This window comes from Pyxidicoccus trucidator (assembly GCF_010894435.1).
Lineage (GTDB): Bacteria > Myxococcota > Myxococcia > Myxococcales > Myxococcaceae > Myxococcus > Myxococcus trucidator.
The window spans coordinates 37,140-57,158 of the sequence record NZ_JAAIXZ010000008.1 but is presented as its reverse complement, the minus strand read 5'-3'; the positions used below and the strand labels follow the sequence as shown (position 1 = coordinate 57,158).

General features: G+C 70.9%; 18 protein-coding genes. 6 read left to right on the top strand and 12 right to left on the bottom strand.

The window, feature by feature from the left end:
* Window position 1 precedes the first annotated feature (1 nt).
* The gene (locus G4D85_RS22615) at window positions 2-487 is read right to left on the bottom strand and encodes a PTS sugar transporter subunit IIB (protein WP_164015315.1); all 486 of its coding nucleotides are present in this window, start codon (window positions 485-487) and stop codon (window positions 2-4) included.
* Window positions 488-520: 33 nt separating this feature from the next.
* Window positions 521-943, bottom strand: coding sequence for a PTS sugar transporter subunit IIA (locus G4D85_RS22610; RefSeq protein ID WP_164015313.1), 423 nt, complete (start codon window positions 941-943; stop codon window positions 521-523).
* Window positions 944-1,526: 583 nt separating this feature from the next.
* Between G4D85_RS22610 and G4D85_RS22605 the strand changes: the two genes are divergently transcribed.
* Window positions 1,527-2,036, top strand: a complete 510-nt coding sequence (locus G4D85_RS22605) for a peroxiredoxin (protein WP_164015311.1) — start codon at window positions 1,527-1,529, stop codon at window positions 2,034-2,036.
* 52 nt (window positions 2,037-2,088) lie between these two features.
* On the opposite strand, the gene G4D85_RS22600 is transcribed toward G4D85_RS22605, so the two are convergent.
* Window positions 2,089-3,036 carry a tetratricopeptide repeat protein gene (locus G4D85_RS22600; RefSeq protein ID WP_164015309.1) on the bottom strand — a complete coding sequence of 316 codons (948 nt, stop codon included), beginning with the start codon at window positions 3,034-3,036 and terminating at the stop codon, window positions 2,089-2,091.
* Window positions 3,037-3,547: 511 nt separating this feature from the next.
* Here G4D85_RS22600 and G4D85_RS22595 point away from each other — a divergent pair.
* Together G4D85_RS22595 and G4D85_RS22590 are read left to right on the top strand one after the other, a co-directional pair.
* Window positions 3,548-4,657 (top strand): M35 family metalloendopeptidase, encoded by a 1,110-nt coding sequence (locus G4D85_RS22595; protein WP_164015307.1) that lies wholly within the window; start codon window positions 3,548-3,550, stop codon window positions 4,655-4,657.
* A gap of 204 nt (window positions 4,658-4,861) precedes the next feature.
* On the top strand, window positions 4,862-5,302 hold the full coding sequence (locus G4D85_RS22590) for a protease (protein ID WP_240359438.1): 441 nt from the start codon (window positions 4,862-4,864) through the stop codon (window positions 5,300-5,302).
* A gap of 87 nt (window positions 5,303-5,389) precedes the next feature.
* Here the strand turns inward: G4D85_RS22590 and G4D85_RS22585 are convergent, their stop codons facing one another.
* The 9 genes from G4D85_RS22585 to G4D85_RS22545 all read right to left on the bottom strand — a co-directional run bounded on the left by G4D85_RS22585 (window position 5,390) and on the right by G4D85_RS22545 (window position 16,999).
* Window positions 5,390-6,310 (bottom strand): diacylglycerol kinase catalytic domain-containing protein, encoded by a 921-nt coding sequence (locus G4D85_RS22585; RefSeq protein WP_164015303.1) that lies wholly within the window; start codon window positions 6,308-6,310, stop codon window positions 5,390-5,392.
* An 18-nt stretch (window positions 6,311-6,328) separates the two neighbouring features.
* Window positions 6,329-7,354, bottom strand: a complete 1,026-nt coding sequence (locus G4D85_RS22580) for an SPFH domain-containing protein (protein ID WP_205525659.1) — start codon at window positions 7,352-7,354, stop codon at window positions 6,329-6,331.
* Between the two features lie 104 nt (window positions 7,355-7,458).
* Window positions 7,459-8,145: an iron-containing redox enzyme family protein gene (locus G4D85_RS22575; RefSeq protein WP_164015298.1), complete on the bottom strand. Its 687-nt coding sequence runs from the start codon at window positions 8,143-8,145 to the stop codon at window positions 7,459-7,461.
* 79 nt (window positions 8,146-8,224) lie between these two features.
* On the bottom strand, window positions 8,225-9,028 hold the full coding sequence (locus G4D85_RS22570; protein ID WP_164015296.1) for a GNAT family N-acetyltransferase: 804 nt from the start codon (window positions 9,026-9,028) through the stop codon (window positions 8,225-8,227).
* Between the two features lie 194 nt (window positions 9,029-9,222).
* Complete coding sequence (locus G4D85_RS22565) at window positions 9,223-9,927, bottom strand: hypothetical protein (RefSeq protein ID WP_164015294.1); 705 nt, start codon at window positions 9,925-9,927, stop codon at window positions 9,223-9,225.
* Window positions 9,924-10,526, bottom strand: a complete 603-nt coding sequence (locus G4D85_RS22560; RefSeq protein WP_164015292.1) for an RNA polymerase sigma factor — start codon at window positions 10,524-10,526, stop codon at window positions 9,924-9,926. The genes G4D85_RS22565 and G4D85_RS22560 overlap by 4 nt, the downstream gene beginning before the upstream one ends.
* Before the next feature lie 87 nt (window positions 10,527-10,613).
* A complete protein-coding gene (locus G4D85_RS22555; protein ID WP_164015289.1) occupies window positions 10,614-11,495 on the bottom strand; it encodes a tetratricopeptide repeat protein in 882 nt (293 codons plus the stop codon).
* Window positions 11,496-11,672: 177 nt separating this feature from the next.
* On the bottom strand, window positions 11,673-14,159 hold the full coding sequence (locus tag G4D85_RS22550; protein WP_164015287.1) for a DVUA0089 family protein: 2,487 nt from the start codon (window positions 14,157-14,159) through the stop codon (window positions 11,673-11,675).
* 197 nt (window positions 14,160-14,356) lie between these two features.
* A complete protein-coding gene (locus G4D85_RS22545; protein ID WP_164015285.1) occupies window positions 14,357-16,999 on the bottom strand; it encodes a DUF5916 domain-containing protein in 2,643 nt (880 codons plus the stop codon).
* Window positions 17,000-17,083: 84 nt separating this feature from the next.
* On the opposite strand from G4D85_RS22545, the gene G4D85_RS22540 reads away from it, so the two are divergent.
* The 3 genes from G4D85_RS22540 to G4D85_RS22530 all read left to right on the top strand — a co-directional run bounded on the left by G4D85_RS22540 (window position 17,084) and on the right by G4D85_RS22530 (window position 19,978).
* Window positions 17,084-17,791 carry a metallophosphoesterase family protein gene (locus G4D85_RS22540; RefSeq protein WP_164015283.1) on the top strand — a complete coding sequence of 236 codons (708 nt, stop codon included), beginning with the start codon at window positions 17,084-17,086 and terminating at the stop codon, window positions 17,789-17,791.
* A 267-nt stretch (window positions 17,792-18,058) separates the two neighbouring features.
* On the top strand, window positions 18,059-18,688 hold the full coding sequence (locus G4D85_RS22535; protein WP_240359437.1) for an imm11 family protein: 630 nt from the start codon (window positions 18,059-18,061) through the stop codon (window positions 18,686-18,688).
* A 114-nt stretch (window positions 18,689-18,802) separates the two neighbouring features.
* A complete protein-coding gene (locus G4D85_RS22530; protein ID WP_164015280.1) occupies window positions 18,803-19,978 on the top strand; it encodes a serine/threonine-protein kinase in 1,176 nt (391 codons plus the stop codon).
* Window positions 19,979-20,019: the final 41 nt, after the last annotated feature.

The following is a 20,019-nucleotide window of genomic DNA, read 5'->3' as shown; positions in this document are numbered from 1 at the left end:
CTCACCCGGCCTTCGCCCACCGCTCGGTGAGGTCCAGCAGCTCCACCGGCTTCTCCACGGGCACGGCGCGGGCCTCCACGCGCACCCCCTGCTCGGCCAGCTGCTGCAGCGCCTTCAGCTCCGCCTCGGCCAGGAAGACGGACGGGGACACCTGCCGGCGGCCGGTGCCGAAGTGCACGTTGCCCAGGTTGAGCTCCTCCATGGACAGCCCGTGCGCGAAGGCGAAGGGCACGGACGCCACGTCGCGCAGCAGCACCAGGGTGCGCACCCCGTCCTTGGAGAGGGCGGCGAAGTCCACCTGGGCCAGCGGGAGGATCTGCACCTCGATGGCGCTCTGGACGGCCAGGGCCATGGCCGCGCGGATGAGGGGGCTGGAGGCCGCCTCATCGTCGGCGACGACGACTCTTGAGACCTTGAGAAAGGGCAGCCAGGCCTCGACGACCTGACCATGGATGAGGCGGTTGTCGACGCGGACCAGGGTGATCACGGCAGTCTCGAATCGCCGACCCGCGCGGGTCCGTCAAGTTCGCGGCTGCTGCTGGGCCTCGCGAAGCAGGGCGGATGCACAGGTGATGTTGCGCTGGCCGTGGGAAGCCAGCTGGTTGGCCATCTCCGGAAGGGACATCTGCTCACTGCGGAGCGAGTTCGCCTTGAGAAGCATGGGCAGGTTGACGCCAGCGAGCACCTCCAGATTCATCCGCTGGCACATCATCAGGGACTCCTTACAAGGAGTCCCGCCGAAGAGGTCGGCCAGGATGATGACACCTTCCCCCTCATCCACGCGGGCGACCGCCTGCTTCATCTTCGCGCGGAGCTCCTCTACGGGAGTCCCCGGCTCGATGTTGCAGGTTGCCACCGCGGGAAGCTTTCCCACGATCTGTTCCGCGGTGGAGACCAGCTCCTCCGCTAGACGCCCGTGCGCTGCGACGACGAGGCCGACCATGTCCGCTCCTGACCAACCCCCCGAAGTTGCCGTCCTACGCCTGAACGCTGCGTCACGCAACTCCGGCGAAAGTTTCCGCCCAATACCCCGAACTCAAGCTCGCGCTTCTTGTCTCGAAAGGTAAGACGACCCTGGCTCCCATGCCGAAATTTCGGACCCGGCAAAACGCAGGGCTGTCGCCTGCCGGACGGGGGAGCGACTCCGCTCCCCCCACATCCTATCCGATGCCATGAAGACGGATGCGATGCGCACCCGTCGTGATCTCCCACACGCACCGTCCCACCCGCCCGCCCGGCAAGGAAGCAAGCTCCCTCATAAACGAGCCCGGGCCGGAACGATAGAGCCGTGACGCATGCCCCCGTCGAAGCCGTTCGTCCGACGCGTGGGCGCGACGTACCGCAACCTGGGTCCCCGCTGACGCCTTGCGGAGGCGCAAGGAGAGGACTCCGGAGTGGACGCCCCTGTGACGGCCCGCGCCTGATGAGGAGGCGCCAGCGCCGGTTTGATTGACTTATGAGTCACCCTTCAGCATCAACCGGGCCACACGTGCCGGGACGACGCTCCGGGGCGGAGGGAGGAAGTCATGGCCAGGCCGAAGCTGCTGAAAGAAGGCGATGCGGTCCCCGATGTGACGCTGACGGGGGCTGGCAACCGCCCGGTGCGGCTGAAGGACCTGGTGGGGCAGAAGGTGCTCGTCGTCTACTTCTACCCGAAGGATGACTCGCCGGGCTGCACCGCGCAGGCGTGCGGCCTGAGGGACCAGTACGAGGACTTCGTGGCCGCGGGCGCGGAGGTGGTGGGCATCAGCAGCGACTCGGTGGCGTCCCACGAGGGCTTCGCCTCCAAGCACCGGCTGCCCTTCGTGCTGCTCAGCGACGCGGGCGGTGCGGCGCGCGAGGCCTTCGGCGTGCCCCCTTCCCTGCTGGGCCTGCTTCCCGGCCGCGTCACCTTCGTCGTGGACCGCCAGGGCGTCATCCGCAGCGCCTTCGAGTCGCAGCTCCGCGTGGGCGAGCACGTGCGGCGCGCGCTGGAGCTGGTGCGCACGCTGGCCAGCGAGAGCGCCGCGCCAGCGCCCGCGTCCGCGGCGAAGTAGGCGCCACGCGCCTTCCGGGCCTCGCCGAGCAGGCCCGGAAGCGCGGCACCGGCTACCGCATGGTGGTGGGAATCTCCGCGAGCGGGGGGAAGCCCCAGCGCGCGCGCTCCTCGTCCGTCACGCTCGGGTCCACCGGGTAGAGCGTCATCTTCTTCGTCTGCACGTCGCCCCGGTACTGCGTGCCGAAGCGCTGCGGCCTGCCGGCGTTCATCAGCCAGCGGTCCCACGCGGCGGCGGCCAGCCACAGGCCCGTCGGGTTGCCGCGCCGGGCGGCCTCCGCGCCCATCTCCCGCGCCATGGCGTAGTCCTCCTGCGTGTCCCCGTGCTGGAAGATGAACCCGGCGGCGAGGAAGTCCGCGGCGTCCTTCAGGGCGCCCGAGGCCACCAGCTCCTTCACACGTGTGCGGCGCTGCGCATCCCGCGCCGTGACGGCCTTCCACGCCTCCGGAGAGGCAGGCGGCGGTGAGCGGTCCGCCTGGTCCTCCGTGAACATCCGCTGCAGCTCGGGGTTCCCGTTGGAGTGGCGCTCCGGGAGCGTGGGGATGCGCTCGACCAGGGCGGTGAAGGCCGGCTCGCCGCTCAGGGACACCAGGTCCGTGTCCTGCTGCATCCACTTCACGTCGCGAAAGCCCAGCTCCGCCGCGCGCGACAGGGAGTCCAGCGCCTCCTTCTTCTGCCCGAGCAGCGCCATGGCGCACGCGGCGGAGTACGCGGTGTTCGCGCTCGAGTTCCCCGCGCCCAGCGCCTCCTTGTAGAGCGCGAGGGCCTCGGCGTTCTTCCCCTCGCGCATCAGCGCGTCCGCGCGCTTCACCTGCCGCCACCCCGGCATGGGCGCCGCGGGCGCCTCCATGAAGGGGAGCTCCGCGATGGGCGCCTTCGCCTGCGCGTCGGGCGCACTGGCGCCGGGCGTCTCCGCGATGACAGGGGTTTCCGTGGCGGCCGGCGCATGCGCGCACGCTCCGGCGAAGAACAGCAACAGGGCGGGGGTGTGGATTCGCATGGCGCGAATACTAGGGGTTCCAAGCAACCTTGGCGCCTCTCCGCGTCGCGATGCCAGGGCCGCACGCCCAATCCCAGGGGCGAACATGCGCGGCGGACAGGCTGTCCCGCCTCCGCGCACCGGCGCTGCCCGTCATGCGGACGCAACCCCGCGAACTGCCTCACCTCAGCTCAGGCACACCGCACCTGGCGCGCGGTGGCCCGCACCTTGCTCAAGCAACGGGGGCCGCGCAACACACGCGCGGCCTGGAGAGCAAGGTCATGAAGACCCCTGACGAAAGCCGATTCGATGTGGTGCTCCTCACCGTGGGCCCGCTGATGGCCGCACATGTGTTCGGCCTGGTGATGCTGGTCGTCAGCTACGCACACCCCTGAGTGACGACCCGGCGAGTGCTGGACGGGAAGACGCCCAGCTCGATATAAAAGGGATAGCGCGACAGGCTTGCATTCACTGAATGGGCCGCCGCGCGGCAGCAGAGTTCCCCCCCTCGAGCTGAAAGGAAGTCCCCGCAATGAGCCTGAGCCCTCGTGGTCGTCTCAATTGGTGGATTGGTGCCCTCGCCAGCGTGTCCCTGCTGGGTGCGTGTGGAGCGCCGGATGAGCGTTCGGGTGACGCGCTCGAGTCGAACGAGCCCGCCGTGCAGGACGCGGTCGCGGGCGATGTGGTGGTGACGCTGTCGACGGAGAAGTCGTCCCTGGCCGCGCGTGACGGAGTGCTGGTGAACGTGACGCTGACCAACGTCTCGTCGCGCTCGGTGCGCGTGCTCAAGTGGCACACGCCGGTGGACGGAGTGAAGGAGGACCTGTTCCGCGTGACGGCCGACGGCGCGTCGGCGGAGTACAACGGCCGCCACTACAAGTGGGCCACGCCGGAGGCGCATGACTTCCTGACGCTGAAGGCCGGCGAGAGCGTGTCGCGGCAGGTGGACCTGGCGTCCATCTACGACCTGTCGAAGAGCGCCACGTACAGCATCAGCTACGACTCCGAGGCGCACCACGACGCCAGCCACGAGGGCGTGTCGCAGCTGCGCTCGGACAGCCTGAGCGTGTTCATCGAGGGCCGTCCCTTCGTGAATCCCGAGGCGGCGGCCACCGGCACCGTCACGGCGCAGGCCCTGTCCACCGCGAACTGCACCAGCAGCCGCGTGACGTCCGTCACCACGGCGTTCAACTCGGCGAAGACCTACGCGAACAACTCGGTGACCTACCTGAGCGCGACGCCCAGCAACACCACGCGCTTCCGCACCTGGTTCGGCACGTTCAGCACCACCAACTGGAACACCGTCAAGACGCACTTCACGTCCATCAAGAGCGCCCTCGACACCAAGTCCGTCATCGTCGACTGCGGCTGCACGGACAGCGCCTACGCGTACGTGTACAAGAACTCGCCGTACCGCATCTACGTGTGCAACGCCTTCTGGAGCGCGCCGAACACGGGCACGGACTCCCGCGCCGGCACGCTCATCCACGAGCTGAGCCACTTCACGGTGGTGGCGGACACGGATGACCACGCCTACGGCCAGAGCGCCGCCAAGAGCCTGGCGACCTCCAACCCCACCCGCGCCCGCGACAACGCGGACAGCCACGAGTACTTCGCGGAGAACACGCCGTCGCTGCCGTGACAGGCGCGCGGTGACATGATGTGACGCGGAACGGGGGCGGCGACGCCCCCGTTTCTTTTTTCCGGAGTCGGGAGTCCCATTCTCATGACACGTGGAAAGCTGCGTTCCGTCACATTGCTGTGCCTGGGAGTGCTGGGTGGCGCGTGCGCGTCACGCTCCGAGGGAACACCGCCGCCGACCGCGGCCCGGCAGGAGGAGTCCGCCATGGCGACGACGCTGGAATGTGCGCTGAGTGCCCCCGCGACGGTGAAGGCGGGCGAGCCGGTGGAGGTGGTCTTCCGGCTGAGCAACCCCACCGCGCAGCCGCTGTACGTGCTGGACTGGCACACGCCGCTGGAGGGGCTGCTCAACAACATCTTCCAGGTGACTCGCGACGGCGCGGAGATCTCCTACGCGGGGCCGATGCTGAAGCGGGCGAACCCGGGAGCGGACGACTATGTCGCCGTGGCACCGGGCGCCACCGTGGAGGGCAAGGTGAACGTGGCGCTCGCGTATGACTTCACGCAGCCGGGGCGCTACCGCATCGCGTTCCAGGGCCGGCTGATGGACGTCGCCACGCAGCAGGCGGGGCTCCCCCACACCATGGACGGGTTCCGCGAGCTGCCGGTGAAGTGCAACGAGGTGGAGACGACCGTCACGCCGTGAGGGAAACGGGGCCCGGGGCGTTGAGCCCCGGGTCGCGCGCGAGGACACGCAGTCCCGCGCGTGGCCCCAGCCCTGGACGCCGGAGCGTCACCCCACCACCAGCCGCGCGCGCTGCTTCGCGGGGCGGATGCGCGCGGTGGCACCTGCGCCGAACGTGAGGAAGTCCTCCTCCACGCCGTCGCTGAAGATGACGCCCCCCGACGCCATCCGCGACTCCAGCACCAGCTCGCGCTCCTCCGTCACGAAGCCACCCACCACGTCCGCGGCCGAGTGCCGGCTGATGAAGGGCTCGCGCACCACGAACGCGAGCTTCGGCTCCTCCCACCCCAGCTTCCACGGCTGCCCCGGCACTCCACCCGTCTGCTGCGTCAGGCTCCGCGCCAGCGTGAACACGGAGGACAGCCACCCGCTGGAGCCCGCCCCCGTGGACACCAGCACCCCGCTGGACGACTGCGCCTCCTCCTGGTCCCCGTAGCGCAGCTGGTAGCGCGCCGACACGTGCGTCTTCGCGCCGATGAACAAGTCGTTGAAGGCCAGCAGCCGCTGCCCGTCCCCCAGCCGCGCCTCCGCCAGCGTCACCTGCCGGAAGCCGGCCTTGCCCTCCAGCACCCGCCGCACCGCGCCCCGGGCCCCCGCCACGCGGTACGGCAGCAGCACGCCGTCGAAGCGCTCCGGGTCCGGGTTCACGCCCACCAGCGGCTGCTCCCCCACGTACTTCGCCACGTTCGCCACCAGCCCGTCCTGCCCCGCCACCACCACCACTTCCTTCCCCGTGAAGAGGAAGGTGGGCACCAGGCTCCGGTCCACCTGCTGCACCGGCAGCCCCAGGCCCAGCGCGTCGCGCAGCGTGTCCACCGAGCGGCGGTAGGACTCGTCCTCGCGGGAGAACTCCTCGAAGTCCTGCCCCGCGTGCTCGACGTAGAACTTCGCCTGCTTCTTGGTGTTGAAGCGCTCCACCAGCCCCGCCAGCCGCGTGCGGCGGGTGACGAGGACAATCTTCTCGTACATGGCCCGCCCTCCTTCCGGTCAGCGCTCGCGCGGGTCTACCGGCCTGTGGCCCTGCACGGGCCGCGTGGGCTTCGCACCACCCCCACCACCGCCCGAGGCGCTCATCAGCGAGTGCAGCAGGTCCGGCGACACGTTCAGCTCGCCGATGCGCTGCGCGTTCTCCCCCATCTCCCGGAAGGCGAGCGCGATGTTCAGCGCCGGGTCCGCGCCCCCCGCGGACGTGGCCATCAGCGTCTTCCAGTCCACCCCGCGCACCGGGGCCAGCGTCTTCTCCAGCGCGTAGGCGCGGGCGTCCGCGGCCTGGCGCTCGTTCTGGCTCCAGCGCTCCATCAACGCCGAGCGCTGCTCCTCCACGGAGATGTCCGCCGCCATCTTCGCCTCGCGAATCTGGCGCTGCCGCTCCTCCACCGCCAACTCCGTGGCCAGCTCGCTCTCCTTGATGCGGCGCTCCTGCTCCACGGCCGCGTTGCGGCGCGCGTAGATGGCCTCGTCGGCGGTGCGCTGCAGGTCCTCGCGCGCCTCCGCCTCCAGCGCCCGCGCCATCTCCGGCGTCGGCTTCACCGACAGCAGCGAGAAGGCCATGACCTCCACGCCCAGCCCCCGCACCGACTCGGCCACCGCCAGCGCCGCGAGCACCTGCGCTTCGATGGTGCCCGTCTGGACCAGCACCTCGCGCAGCGGCAGGCCCTGCACCACCGTGCGCGCCCGCACCTGGGCCACCTGCACCAGCCGCTCCTGCAGCTTCTCCGGGTCGTCCGAGCGATGCCGGCCGGACGGCCCCACCGAGTAGTCCAGCAGCGACGCCAGCCGCTTCGGGTCCGCCACCCGGTAGGTGAGCTGCCCCTGCAGCGTCACCGCCTGGAAGTCCCGCGTCACCTCATTGAAGGCGAAGGGCACATCCGCGCTCGCCAGCGGCACCGACACCAGCGTCGCGGACGGCTTCCAGTAGAAGAACGCGAGCCCCGCCCCCTCTCGCACCACCCTGCCCCCCTCGAACTGCATCACGTACGTCGTCGGTGCTGCCTTCATGTACCCGATGACCATGGGCCCGCCCTCCCGCTTCGTGTACCTTCGACACATTGTTAGTGTCATTCGTACACTTCTGCAAGTCAAAGTGAGGAGGGCGGGCCCTGGGGGCGTGTCGGTGCTCAGCCCACGTCGTGGACCGCGGCCTCCTCGACTGGGGTGAAGAGGGCCGGATAGAGGGCGCGCGTGGTGGTGGCGGACAGGAGGATGGCCTCCCGCTCGGCCGGGTCCTCCAGGGTGCGCAGCACGCTGGCCAGCTCCGCGACGTGGCCCTCATCCGCTCCCGCGTGGCCTCGCAGGAAGGTGACGGCGCGGTGGATGCCGGGGATGGCGCCCCGGGCCACCAGTCGCTCCGCCGCCAACCCCGCGCGCACCACGGACAGGTGCTCCAGCACGTAGGCCGTGCCGAGGAACGCGGTGGGCACGCCCGCCTCCGAGGTGAAGCGGTTCCAATTCACATACGCCCGCACCGCCGCGCAGGCCGGCGTCATCTCCACGCGCTCCTTCGTCCAGCCCAGCGCGCGCAAGTCGGAGAGCAGCCAGCGCTCGTGGCCCGACTCCTCCTTCGCCTTCTGCACGAGCAGCTCGGCCAGCGCGGGGTGGCGCCCCAACCGCTGCATGCGCCGGCCCGCCAGGCCCAGCAGCGGCGCCGTCCAGCGCACGTAGTGGTACGACTGCACGAGGTAGCCCGCGTAGCGCGCGGCGTCCGCCGTGCCCTCGAAGAGGCTCCGCGCGTCCGGGTGCGCGTCCAGCTCGCGCACCAGGGTGTTCGCCTCCTGCTCCAGCTTCACGATGAGGTCCGTCGACATGGTCTTCTCCCGTGCGGGCACGCGCAGGCGCGTCCGCGGTTGAATGGATGGGTGGTGTTGGAAGGGTGTGGCGGGGACTTCAGGCGGCGCGCGTGGCGCCTTCCGGAAACGCATCGAACCAGCCCAGCGTGCTGGCCGGAATCGCGTCCAGCGCGGCCACCAGCGGCGTGGCGTACCGGTGGAAGCGCGCGTCGTAGAGCGGCTCGGCGATGAAGCACGCGCCCAGCTTCTTCGCGAAGAGCGACAGCGTGCGCGGCAGGCGCAGCCCGTCGAAGCGGCCCTGGCAGGCGCGCAGGCGCTCCTCGGGCGTGAACAGCGGCGCCTCGGGCACCTCGGGTGCCTGGGCGGGCGCGAGGGGAATCACCTTCCAGCGGGGGCTCACGCACCTCATCCGCGCGGCCACCTGGAAGGCGATGAGCGCGTCCACCTCGCAGTCCGTCTCCGTGTTCGCTGACGCAATCCAGTGCGTCACCCCGCGCCGGCGGCTCTCCCGGTACATCTCCGCCTGCAGGCGCAGCAACACCTCCGAGCCGCGGTAGCCGCTCAGCACGCAGTAGCGCGTCGTCTCCGCCAGCCGCATGCCCGGCGCGTCCACGTTCTCCAGGTCCAGCTTCTGCTCCAGCTCGATGCCCAGCCGCCGTCCGGAGGCGCGCGCCACCTCCGCGTTCGGCAGCAGCAGCCGCGACGTGGCCACGGCCTTGTCCCCCGCGTACACCACGAAGTGGAGCGTCGTCTCCAGCGTGTCGAAGCAGCTCACGTCACGAGGCGCTGGAGGCGGAGTCCCCAACAGCCCCAGCTCCGCGCCGAACACCGCCCAGCGCACCCGGAGCGCGTCGTCCAACTGCCGCTGCGACGAGGCAATCACACACCGCACGGTCGTCATCTCTCACCTTCCCCCTTGCATCGCGGACGGCGCCGACAGGCATGGCGCCCCAGGCCCCCCAAGGACCCGGGGCACCAACGCGCCCCGCTTACCTCGTTCATCGCGCGAGGGATTTTCCGTGGGACTTTTTATTCTCGCCCCTCGGAGCGGCCCACGCTGGGGGGCCCCGACCCGGGAGCGGGAGTGGCTCTTCCTCAGCGCTTGTCGAAGCCGACGTGCTCCACCGTCACGTCCTTCGGCGCCACGTCCTCCAGCCGCCGGCCCTCCTTCAACGCGGCCACGGCCCAGTCCAGCGCGAAGGGCTCGCGCGAGTGCAGCGCGTACACGTCCTCGCGCCCCCGCACGTCGTCCAGCTCGATGGCCGCCTGGAGCATCGGGCGCGCGGCCTGATAGCCCGCTGCCTGGGTGCCCTCGAACGGGTGGTACACGGTGACGATGCCCTGCCCGTCCCGGCTCAGCACCGCCACGTAGCCGTCCCCGGCCGCCTTCACCTCGAACTGGAGGACGTCTCCGGGCGCCAGCGTCGCGCCCGGCTCCACCCGCGCGCTGCCGTCACCTGCCTTGCGGTGCAGCACCAGCGACACGCCCCCCTTCACCGTGAAGGGGTCCTCGCGCTGCCACACCACCACCAGCACCGAGGCCGCGAGCGCCGGCACCAGCAACACCCACCAGGGCCGCCGCCGCGCGGGCTGGGACGCCTCGTAGCGAGCCACCAGCGGCCCGGGCGGGTGCTGGACGAGGAACGCCGCCGAGTCCGCTCGCAGCTCCGCCAGCCGCTCGCGGTCCGCCGCCGACGCCTCCAGCACGGCGTCCACCTGGCGGCGGGCCTCCGGCGACAGCGCGTCCGCGAGGTAGCGCTCCAGCAGGGCCTCCTGGAGACGGCGACCGCCCTCGCTCATGGCGCGTCCCCCGGGGCCAGCCGGAGGCTGCGCTTCCGAGCGCGCTCGGCGAAGCGCGCCAGCATCCGGGTCACCGTCTTGCGAGACATGTCCAGCACCCGCGCCACCTCTTCCGTGGTGTGCCCCTCCACGAAGTAGAGCACCGCCACCGTCAGCACCTCCGGGTCCTCGCCCTGCGTGAGGAGCGCCAGGTCCTGCAGGGCCTCCACCCGCTCCAGCCCGCCCGTGTGCGCCGTCGCCACCTCCCCGCGCGGGTGCTCCGCCTCCCCGTCCTCGTCCTCCACGGACAGCGGGCCCAGGCGGCCGGACCAGCGCGCGCGGCGGCGGACCCGGTCCACCGCCCGGTACGTGGCGATTTGATACAGCACCGTGAAGGGCGAGGCCTCGTCGCGCGGAGTGCGCCGGACGTTCATGTACGCCAGGAAGGTGTCCTGGGTGACGTCCAGCGCCTCCTCGGCGTCACGCGTGAGCGACAGCGCCCGCCGGTGCACGGCGGGGCCGAAGCGCCGGTAGAGCGCCGCGAGGTCCTCCGAGGTCGGCGCAGGAGGAGCCGCCCTCGCGGCGGGCCCTCCCCGGGAAGCGGCGGACTCCGCACTCAATCGAGCCACCTCCGGACCACCGGGCCTCGCGAACACTCAAACCGAAGGTCCACGAGCCCTCACGGGCCGGAGGGGTCGGGACGCACGTCACTCCGCCAGGGCCTGCCGACTCGCGAGCCGGGCGGCGCACTCGTCCCGCATCTTCACATAAAAGTCCTTCGAGGCCAGGGAGATGGCGCGCGAGTAGTGCTCCAGCGCCTTCTCGTACTCGCCGCTGGCATCCTGCAGCACGGCGAGGTTGTACAAGGCACCCGCGTTGTCCGGGTGCTGCTCCACGTACGCCGTCAGCTTGGTGACGGCCCCGTCGACGTCGCCATTCTCGGCCGCCTTGACGAAGTCCTTCTGCGCCTCGTCGTCGTCATCCATCCGGATGTAGTGGGTGACGTGACGGGGCGTGATTTCCCCGAGCACGCGGTCCACCATCTGCGCGGCGGCCATGGGGAGCAGCTCGTCCACCTTCTCCGACTCGAACTGGCCCGCGTACTCCTCCTCCGCGAGCAGCACCCTGCCGGCGGAGTTGAAGGCCGTCACGCCGAGGACGAGCTTCGCGACAAAGACGTCCTTCTTCGTCTTCTTGACCTTGCCCTTGTCGTCCTTGGTCTCGGTGACGCGCTTCTCCATGTCGGTGTCCCATCCGAGCACGTCGACGCGCAGGCCAATCTCCCCCTGCTCCAGGGTGGGAGCCTTGTCGCCATGAATCTGCACCTCGCGGCCCGCGACCTTCACGATGGCGCCCGTGTCGGTGCGGTCCGCGAGCGCGAAGTAGCCGTCCTGCCGGCTCTGCCGCCGCAGCTCGTTGAGGACGTAGTCCCGGATGCTGGGACGGCCCTCGGTCTGCATCAGGACCAGCTTCTTGGAGGAGCCCACGTTCACCCGCGCTGGCTCCAACACGCGGACCTTGAGGGCGGGTGAGCAGCCGATGACGAGCGAGGCCAGGAGCAGCAGGGGACGCAGCGAACGGTGGAGCATGGTGGTTCTCTCTGGAAAAGGGAGGCGGGGCTCCGCGAAGCAACAGGCCCGGTGCTCGATTCCTGGGAGCGGGCGGAGTCTAGCAGGGGCGCCATGCGGACCATGGCACCCGGGCATCGTGAAGGGAGGGGCCGGCCCCACCCACCGCGCGGGACGGAGGGCGGAGCAAGCCCGGGTTCAGCGCAGGGTGACGGAAAGCCGGTAGTTGAAGATGGCGTCCTCCCCGCTCGCCAGACTCGCGGCGCGCACCTCCAGGTAGTAGGTGCCCGCCGCCAGGTTTCTGGCGCCGAAGTCATCCGGCGTGGGGCCGGTGCCGTCGATGCGCGAGCAGTAGCCCCGGCCGCCGTCGTCGTCGGTGGTCAACTGCTCGCCGTCCGCGTCGAGCAGCGTGAGCTGGCTGTCGATGCCTTGCGACTCACAGCTCTCCGTCCCGGTGCCCTCGCTGATTTCCGCGCGCAGCGAGCGGCCTCCTGCGGGCACGGTGATGCGGAAGACGTCCCGGTCGCTCGCGGTGGGGTGGGTCCCGCTGACGAAGCCCTCCCCGTTGGTGAGGCTCAGCGTATTGGCGCTGGCGAGCACCTCGTTGGGCTCCGCCTCGGTTCCCGCGCTGGCCAGGAAGGTCGTCTCCAGGACGTAGGTGAAGGGCACCTCTCCGTTCGGGCTCGCGGAGACCTCCACGTAGTGCACGCCCGCGGTCAGGTGGTAGAGGAGCGCCGCGCACTCGCGGAGGCCCTCGCCGGAGGACTCGGCGACGAGGGTGCCCGTCGAGCCGAGCAGCCGCACCCGCGTGTCTCCCCCTACGTCGCAGCGCAGCACGCCTCCGTGGAAGGTCTCGAAGCGCACCACGGTCGGCGCCGCGAGCTCGACACGGTACAGGTCCACGTCCGTCGCCCCGGAGAGCACCCCGGAGTGCCGCCCGCCGCTGGTGATGCGCACGGGCGAGCCACCGGAGGCGCGCGCGTCCGCGTCGGCGCGGGTGTCGTTGGGCTCCACCTCGGAGGTCGCGCCCTCCACGGCGCACGTCCGGCTGCAGCCGTCTCCGTCCGCGGTGTTGCTGTCCTCGCAGCTCTCGGGCGCGTCGAGGAACCCGTCGCCACACACCGGGACGCGCTCGCAGGTGCTGGTGCAGCGCCCGCCCCCGTCGCACTCCTCGCTGCCGGTGACGCGGCCATCACCACACACGGCCTCGTACCGCACGCGCACGGTGTAGCCGGGGATGACTCCGCCCGGGGTCGACTGGACACGCACATACCAGGTGCCCGGGGCGAGCCGCCGCATGGCACGGTCTCCCCGCTCCGCGGAGAGCAGGGGGCAGTTCTCCGGCCCGCCATCATCGTTGGAAGCGACCACCGCGCCACTCGCGTCGAGCAGGGCGAGGTTCGGGTCCATGCCCAGGCAGCTCGACGGGCCTGCCTCGTCGAAGACCTCCAGGGCGACGTCCGAGGTGGCGGTGAGAGTGAAGCGATAGAAGTCCACATCCCCCGAGGGGGTGAGCGCGCCACCGAAGAGGCTCTCTGGAGTCAGCGGTCCGCTGGCGGTGGCCGTCGTGCCATTGGGCTCGGCCTCCGGAGCGGGCGGCACCTGGCAGAAGCGGTTGCACGTGTCGCCGTCCGCCGTGTTGCCGTCGTCGCACGTCTCGCTGCCCGTCCGCTCGCCGTCGCCGCAGGTGGCGACGCGCCGGATGTTGAGGCCGTAGGGGAGGGCGGCCGTGCCGCTGAACCCCACGGCGCGGACGGCGACGTAGTAGGTGCCGGGGCGCAGGTGCGTCACCTCCGGGTCGGTCGCAGGGTCCAGCAGGGAGCAGAAGCCCAGCCCGCTGTCGTCGTCCTCCGCCAGGAAGTTGCCGTTCGCGTCCAGCAGCCGGATGCCCGTGTCGATGTTCTGGCAGCTGTGCGAGCCGCGGCTGTCGTCCGTTTCGATGAGCACGTCGGACACCGAGGCGAGGGTGAAGCGGTACATGTCCACGTCCGCCCCGGACGCCAGCGCGCCGAACGCCCGCGCCGGCACCCAGGCCAGCGGGTTGGCGGTGGCGACCGTGTCGTTCGCCTCGGTCTCGAACACCCCCTCCACGTTGCAGCTGGCGTTGCACCCGTCACCCGGAGTGGTGTTGCCGTCGTCGCACGACTCGCTGCCCCTCACGCGCCCGTCCCCGCAGCGCGCGGCACAGACGGTGGGCGTGGTGCTGGTGCAGTCGTAGCCGGACTCCAGCGCACAGGCGGCGGAGCAGCCATCATTGGAGGCCGCGTTGCCGTCGTCGCAGGCCTCGCTCCCCGCGCGCACGCCGTCGCCACACCGGGTGGCACAGACGCCGGGCGTGCCGGGGCAGGTGTAGCCGGGCTCCAGCGAGCACAGCGCGCTGCAGCCGTCATCCCCCCGGCGGTTGCCGTCGTCACAGGACTCGCCCGTGTTGAGCTGGCCGTTGCCACAAGCCACCTCGATGGCGCACACGCCCTGCGTACAGGCGTAGCCCGCCTGGCAGGCGAAGCCGCACGCGCCGCAGTTCCGGTCATCCGTCCGCGGGTCGAGGCAGGTGCCGCCGCAGGAGATCTGCTGCGAGGAACAGTCTTCGGAGTCCGAGGGTTCTGACGAGGAACAGGCCAGGGCGAAGAGCGCCAGGGCGGCCACGGCGAGCAGCCCCGGGGCGGAGCGGTGAGACGTCGACATTCAAGACTCCCAGGTGTGGCCAGCGGGGCGGCGCGAGCGCCGGCCGCCCCGTGACTGGGGAGGGCTTCCGGCGGACACCGGAGGCGTCCACGCGACATGCACGGACAGGCCCCAGGGTGCGGGAGTTGCCGCGCGCGGGCTGTACCACTTAAGGCGTAGCGGACCGGACAACCCCGGCAGCCGCGCCTTACGGGGCGTCAGTCCACCGGCAGCCACCAGGCCAGCTTCACCGCGAAGGTGTGGCTGCCCGGGGCGGAGAAGCTGTTGCCCAGCGCGGACGGCTCCAGCACGCGGCCCAGGGCCTGCTCGGTGGAGCGGTCCTGCTGCCACACGAAGAAGAACGTGCTGCCCGGCCGGAACTCCCAGCGCACCACCAGGTTGCTGCGCAGCGAGCGGAGGTTGAAGTCCGGGTCGTCCACCTCGAAGGCCGCGCCCGAGCCGTCCACCACCCGCAGCCGCCCATCCTCGTGGGTGACATTCTCGTCGCCGTAGTACAGCAGCGTGCGGCTCCGCGCCCGGGCCAGCTCACCGAAGCGGCTGTAGCGCCCGCTGGCCGCGAAGGGCTCCGCGTACAGCTCCACGCTCAGGTCCGGGGTGACGAAGAAGTCCACGCGCAGCCGGGCGAACAGCTCGTTGCGGTCCACCGCGCCGAAGACGTAGCGCCGGCCGTAGGTCTCCGCCCCGCCGCCGTCCACCGTGGCAACGTACTGCGGCTCCTCCGTGTAGCGCGACAGCCCCGGCTCGACGGACAGGCGCAGCCGCGACGTGGGCTGCACGCCCAGGCTCCCGCCCAGCACGTAGCCGTGGCTGCCCGTCTCGTACCGCCACGCCTTCGCGTTGAGGTTCCAGCGCGTCGTCGCGCTGAAGGCGTTGTCCAGCTCGGCGATGAAGTCCACCCCCTGCCCCGTCTGCATCAGCGGCCCGCCGCGCGTCAGCACGTCCGACAGCGCGCGCGGGAAGTACGAGGCGGTGACAGCCCCCGTCCAGAAGTTGGGGAAGGTGGCGCTCGCCGTCGAGGACAGGCTGGTGGACTGGCGCACGCCGCCGTAGTTCCAGTTGTTGTAGAGCCCCAGCGTCGTCTCCAGGCCGCGCAGCCACCGGCCCGGCTCCGTGTCCCGGTACGTGAGGCTCAGGTCCGCCTGGAGGTCGTCCGCCGTCTGCAGGCTGCCCACGTCGTTGAGCTCGAAGCCCGGCGACTCCGCGTAGCCGCCCACGCTCCACAGCCAGTGCCGGCCGCTCACCCGCTCCAGCGTGGCCCCCGCGGTGTAGCCGGACAGCGACGTGGCCTCCGGGTCCACCCGCACGTAGGTCTGGTCCGGCCGCTGGAAGTACCTCGCGCTGGAGCGCTGCAGCCGCGCCATGGCCTCGGGCGAGCCGCTCACGCGGCTGCCGCCCGCGTACGCGCTCAGCGCGTACTGGCCCCCCGCGCCCAGCCGGAAGGACGCGTCCGCGCTCGCCGTGTACGCCTGCTGAGGCAGGTTGAAGGCGAGGCTCTGTGCCTGGCCCGTGGGCGTCACGGAGCGATTCACGCCCGTCAGCATGGCCCCCACCACCGAGGCCCCGTCTCCCAGTTCCTGCTGCACGCGCACCACGCCGTAGCCGGTGAAGGGCTCCAGCTTCACCCGGCCCTCCGCCGCCGTGTCGAAGTCGTAGACGTCCGCGAAGCTCTGCCCGGTGACGGCCGCCAGCGCTCCCACCGACAGGCCCGAGGCCAGCCGTCCGGTGAGCTTCCCCGCGCCCCACAGCGTGCTGGCCCGGGGCGCCTCCACGAAGTCCTGCTGCGACTGCAAGTCACCCAGCAGGCGCGGCGAGGCGCCGATGCGGCGCGAGTAGAAGTACGTGGGGCCGTTGCCCGCGAAGAGCGGGCTGCCCTCGGTGAAGAAGGGGCGGCGCTCGTCGAAGACAGTCTCGAAGGCCGTCAGGTTCACCACCGCCGGGTCCGCCTCCAGCTGGCCGAAGTCCGGGTTCACCGTGGCATCCAGCGTGAGGTTGGGCCCCAGGCCCACCTTGGCGTCGCCGCCCACCCGGCCCGCCCAGTCCCGCCGCGAGTCGAAGGGCGTGCCCGCGCGCGGGTTGCGCCCGGAGTTCAACTGCCAGTCCCCCGCCACGTACGGCAGCAGCTCCAGGCGGCGCGAGGGCCTCACCCCGCGCACCCCCGTCAGCTCGCCGAACCACGAGGACCAGCCGGTGACGTGGCGGGGCACCACCACCCAGAAGTCGTCCTCGTTGCGGCGCGGCACGTAGCGGTTGAGATTGAGGCCCCACACCTGCTCGTCTCCGTCGTTGAAGCGGAGCTGGGAGAAGGGAATCCGCAGCTCCGCCACCCAGCCCCCGCCCGTCAGGGAGGTGCGCGCCTGCCACACAGGGTTGAAGGAGAAGTCCCTGTCGTACTCGGCGTCCGACGGGTGGAACCAGTCCACGCGCTGGCCCGCGGCCGTCACCGCGAAGCTGTAGGCCGTGCGCCGGTCATGCCAGGTGTCGAGGGAGATGATGAGCCGCTCCGCCACGCCGCTCTCGTCCCGCCGCGTCATCACCGTCTCGATGTCGGCTGGCGAATCGCTGAACATCCGCGCGCCGACATAGAGCGCGTCTCCGTCGTAGACGAACGCGACCTCCGTGCGCAGCGTGGCGGGGAGACCCTGTTCCGGTTCCTTCTGCACGAGGTCGGTGGTGAAGCTGGCCTGCTTCCAGGCCGCGTCGTCCAGCACGCCGTCCACCGCGGGCGGCTGCTCCACGCGCACCGCCGACACCGTCCGGCGAGGACCTGGAACCTGGGCGTGGGCCAGCGCGCCACCCAGGAGCAGCATGCAGAGCGTGAATGGGACGACTCGGAGGGCCATGCGAGAGACGCACGGTACACACCCGCCCGCACGAGTCACGCGACCAGAAATTCCCGGGGTTTTGCTCGTTCACCAGGAGGACCCATGCGCATCGCGGTGATTTCGGACCTGCACCTCGGGCGGCGTGATGCCGCGGACCACTTCGGACACGACGACTCCGGCTTCCTGCGATTCCTCCGCTTCCTGGAGAGCAACTTCGAGCGCATCATCCTGCTCGGCGACATCTTCGAGACGCTCACCCCGAGGACTCCGGGGAGGCAGGTGGCCGAGCTGGCCGCGGCCCGCGCGGCGCACCCGGACATCGTCCAGCGCTTCGCCCAGCCCCAGTACCACTACATCCACGGCAACCATGACCTGGTGGCCGGCACCCTGCTGGGAGCGCCCGAGCAGCTCGTCCTGGAGGCAGACGGGGTGAGGATGCTGTTCACCCATGGGCACCACCATGACTGGGTCATCCGCAAGGCGCGCTTCCTGTCGGAGGCGGCGGTGTGGGCGGGGGCCTGGCTGCGGCGGATGCGACTGCGGGCCATGTTCCGCATGTTCCAGGCGCTGGACGCGCGGCTGACGAACGCGCTGCCGGACCCGGAGCGCTGCACCTTCCAGCGCTGGGCGCTGGCGCGGGCCAACGACAGCGGCGCCGACATCGTCGTCACCGGCCACACCCACCTGGGCATGCGCGTGGAGCACGGCAGCCGGCTGTTCCTCAACAGCGGCACGTGCTCGGAGGGCCAGTTCTCCTTCCTCAGCCTGGACACCCGCGCCGCCCGCTACTCCCTGCACAGCACCTGGTAGCCCAAAGGCTTCTGGCTGGCCGGAGAGGAGGCAGGGAGGCCGGGCCCGGGTTCCCGATTGGCTCCCACCCACGTGGGGAGAGGGTAAAATCGGCGGATGTTCAGGCGGCTCACCCAGGCCCTGCGCGTGCTGGCGCGACGCTCCCCGAGACGGGACGGCGGCACGGGTGAAGACACCCTGTGGGACGCTCCAGTCGAACTGCCCTCCGACGCGCCCTCCCGACGGAGGTCGGCCGCCCGCCGGGCTCCCCCCCGGACGGCACGCCCGGTGCGGTACTACGACCTGCACGACGACTTCCGTGCCCCCGGCCGGCGCGAGTTGGGGGACCCCTTCTCCCTGGAGCGGAAGAAGAAGGTGGACTCCGTCTGGCAGTTCACCTCCGGCACCCCGGTGCGGGGGCTGGGGAAGCTGCGCTCCACCGTCCAGCCTCCGGGCCGCCCGCTCGACTTCTCCCTCGCCGGCGCCGGGCTCACCCCCGTGGTCCACGCGCGGGTGGCGTCCATCTTCCGCGAGCTGGCGCCGGACGACGTGCAGCTGCTGCCCGTGGAGGTGGAGGACTGCGACGAGCCGTACTTCATCCTCGTCGCCACCCGGCTGGTGCGCTGCATCGACGACCGCAAGTGCGCGGAGGCCCACCGCTACACGCCCGAGGACGGGCTGCCCGAGCGTGTAGGCCACTACCGCACCGTGCGCGGCCTGCGCATCGACCCCGAGAAGACGGAGGGTGCCCGGGTGCTCCGCTCCTGGGGCTGGCCCGTCAGCCTCATCGTCTCCGAGGGAATCAAGCAGGCCCTGGAGCACGCGGGCGTCACCGGCGCGCGCTTCGCCGAGGTGACCGAGCCCCCGCCCCAGAAGCAGCGCCGCAATGCTCGGCGGAAGACACCTCGCCCTACCTGAGGGCATCCCCGCGTCTCCGGCAACCCAAATCCGGTTGACAGCCGGCGACAAACTTGTGGGGTAGGCCGATTATCCAGTACGTTCCTCTTTTTCCAGCAAAGCTTGAGGCGCGCGTTGGGCACAGGAGAGACGTATTTCGGCAAATACCGGATTCTTCAGCAGCTCGCCTCCGGTGGGATGGCGCACCTGCTGCTGGCGTCCATCGACGGGCCGGACGGGTTCTCCAAGCCGTGCGTCATCAAGCGCATCCTGCCGGAGTACGCGAACCTGGAGGCCTTCAGCCGGATGTTCGCCGACGAGGCGAAGGTCGCGGCGCTTTTGACGCACCCGAACATCGTCCAGGTCTTCGACTTCGGAAAGCTCGAGGGGCAGTACTACCTGGCCATGGAGTGGATCCAGGGCCAGTCGCTGGACCGGGTGATGCGCCATGCGTGGAAGGGCGCCTTCCCGCTGGGGCCCCGGGTGGCGGTGGATGTGGGACTGGCCATCTCCGATGCGCTCGCCTACGCGCACGGGAAGACGCTGCCGGACGGCACGCCGCTGCGGCTGGTGCACCGGGACGTCACGCCGGGCAACGTGCTGGTGTCGCGCGACGGCATCGTCAAGCTGGCCGACTTCGGAATCGTGAAGAGCGCCGTCAACCTGGAGCGCACCGTCGCCGGCGTGGTGAAGGGCAAGTACCCGTACATGTCGCCGGAGCAGATTACGAACCGGGAGCTGGACCACCGCTCGGACCTGTACTCGCTCGGCATCGTCCTCTACGAGGCCTCCACCGGGAAGCGCCTGTTCAAGCGCGACACCGTGGAGGCGACCATCATCGCCGCGTCGCAGGCGCACGTGCCGCCGCCGTCCAGCTTCGCCCCGGACTTCCCGCCCGGCCTGGAGCGCATCCTCCTGAAGCTGCTCGAGAGGGAGCCGGATGCGCGGTACCAGAGCGCGCGCGAGCTGCATGTGGAGCTGGAGCGGTTCCGCGCGTCGCAACACTGGACGTCGGGTGGCCGCGAGCTGGCCATGCTGGTGACGACGCTGTCGCCGCCGGACCAGGCGGGACAGATTCCCACGGCCCTGCCCGCCTTCGCCTCGGCCACCGGCCGCACGCCGAGCGGCGCCGAGAGTGTGAAGCCCGGCCCGCCTGTCGATGAGGGCACCGCGACGCTCACGCCCCCTGCGAGCTCCAGCGCCGCGACCGCGGCTCCACTCCCGACGCCGGCCGGGTTTCCGTGGGGAATCGCGGTGGCCGCGGGAGTCTCCGCGCTTGGCTCCGCGCTGTTCTGGTACTTCGCCGCCTGAGTGGCGGCGGCCAGGCGGGGCGGCCCGTCCGCTCCCTGGCG

What these genes read in the sequence shown, in the direction of transcription:
- G4D85_RS22605 (WP_164015311.1), top strand. Translation starts at nt 1,527, where the DNA reads ATGGCCAGGCCGAAGCTGCTGAAAGAAGGCGATGCGGTCCCCGATGTG.
- G4D85_RS22545 (WP_164015285.1), bottom strand. Translation starts at nt 16,999, where the DNA reads ATGGCCCTCCGAGTCGTCCCATTCACGCTCTGCATGCTGCTCCTGGGT.
- G4D85_RS22595 (WP_164015307.1), top strand. Translation starts at nt 3,548, where the DNA reads ATGAGCCTGAGCCCTCGTGGTCGTCTCAATTGGTGGATTGGTGCCCTC.
- G4D85_RS22550 (WP_164015287.1), bottom strand. Translation starts at nt 14,159, where the DNA reads ATGTCGACGTCTCACCGCTCCGCCCCGGGGCTGCTCGCCGTGGCCGCC.
- G4D85_RS22580 (WP_205525659.1), bottom strand. Translation starts at nt 7,354, where the DNA reads ATGGTCATCGGGTACATGAAGGCAGCACCGACGACGTACGTGATGCAG.
- G4D85_RS22570 (WP_164015296.1), bottom strand. Translation starts at nt 9,028, where the DNA reads ATGACGACCGTGCGGTGTGTGATTGCCTCGTCGCAGCGGCAGTTGGAC.
- G4D85_RS22540 (WP_164015283.1), top strand. Translation starts at nt 17,084, where the DNA reads ATGCGCATCGCGGTGATTTCGGACCTGCACCTCGGGCGGCGTGATGCC.
- G4D85_RS22555 (WP_164015289.1), bottom strand. Translation starts at nt 11,495, where the DNA reads ATGCTCCACCGTTCGCTGCGTCCCCTGCTGCTCCTGGCCTCGCTCGTC.
- G4D85_RS22600 (WP_164015309.1), bottom strand. Translation starts at nt 3,036, where the DNA reads ATGCGAATCCACACCCCCGCCCTGTTGCTGTTCTTCGCCGGAGCGTGC.
- G4D85_RS22590 (WP_240359438.1), top strand. Translation starts at nt 4,862, where the DNA reads ATGGCGACGACGCTGGAATGTGCGCTGAGTGCCCCCGCGACGGTGAAG.
- G4D85_RS22575 (WP_164015298.1), bottom strand. Translation starts at nt 8,145, where the DNA reads ATGTCGACGGACCTCATCGTGAAGCTGGAGCAGGAGGCGAACACCCTG.
- G4D85_RS22565 (WP_164015294.1), bottom strand. Translation starts at nt 9,927, where the DNA reads ATGAGCGAGGGCGGTCGCCGTCTCCAGGAGGCCCTGCTGGAGCGCTAC.
- G4D85_RS22610 (WP_164015313.1), bottom strand. Translation starts at nt 943, where the DNA reads ATGGTCGGCCTCGTCGTCGCAGCGCACGGGCGTCTAGCGGAGGAGCTG.
- G4D85_RS22585 (WP_164015303.1), bottom strand. Translation starts at nt 6,310, where the DNA reads ATGTACGAGAAGATTGTCCTCGTCACCCGCCGCACGCGGCTGGCGGGG.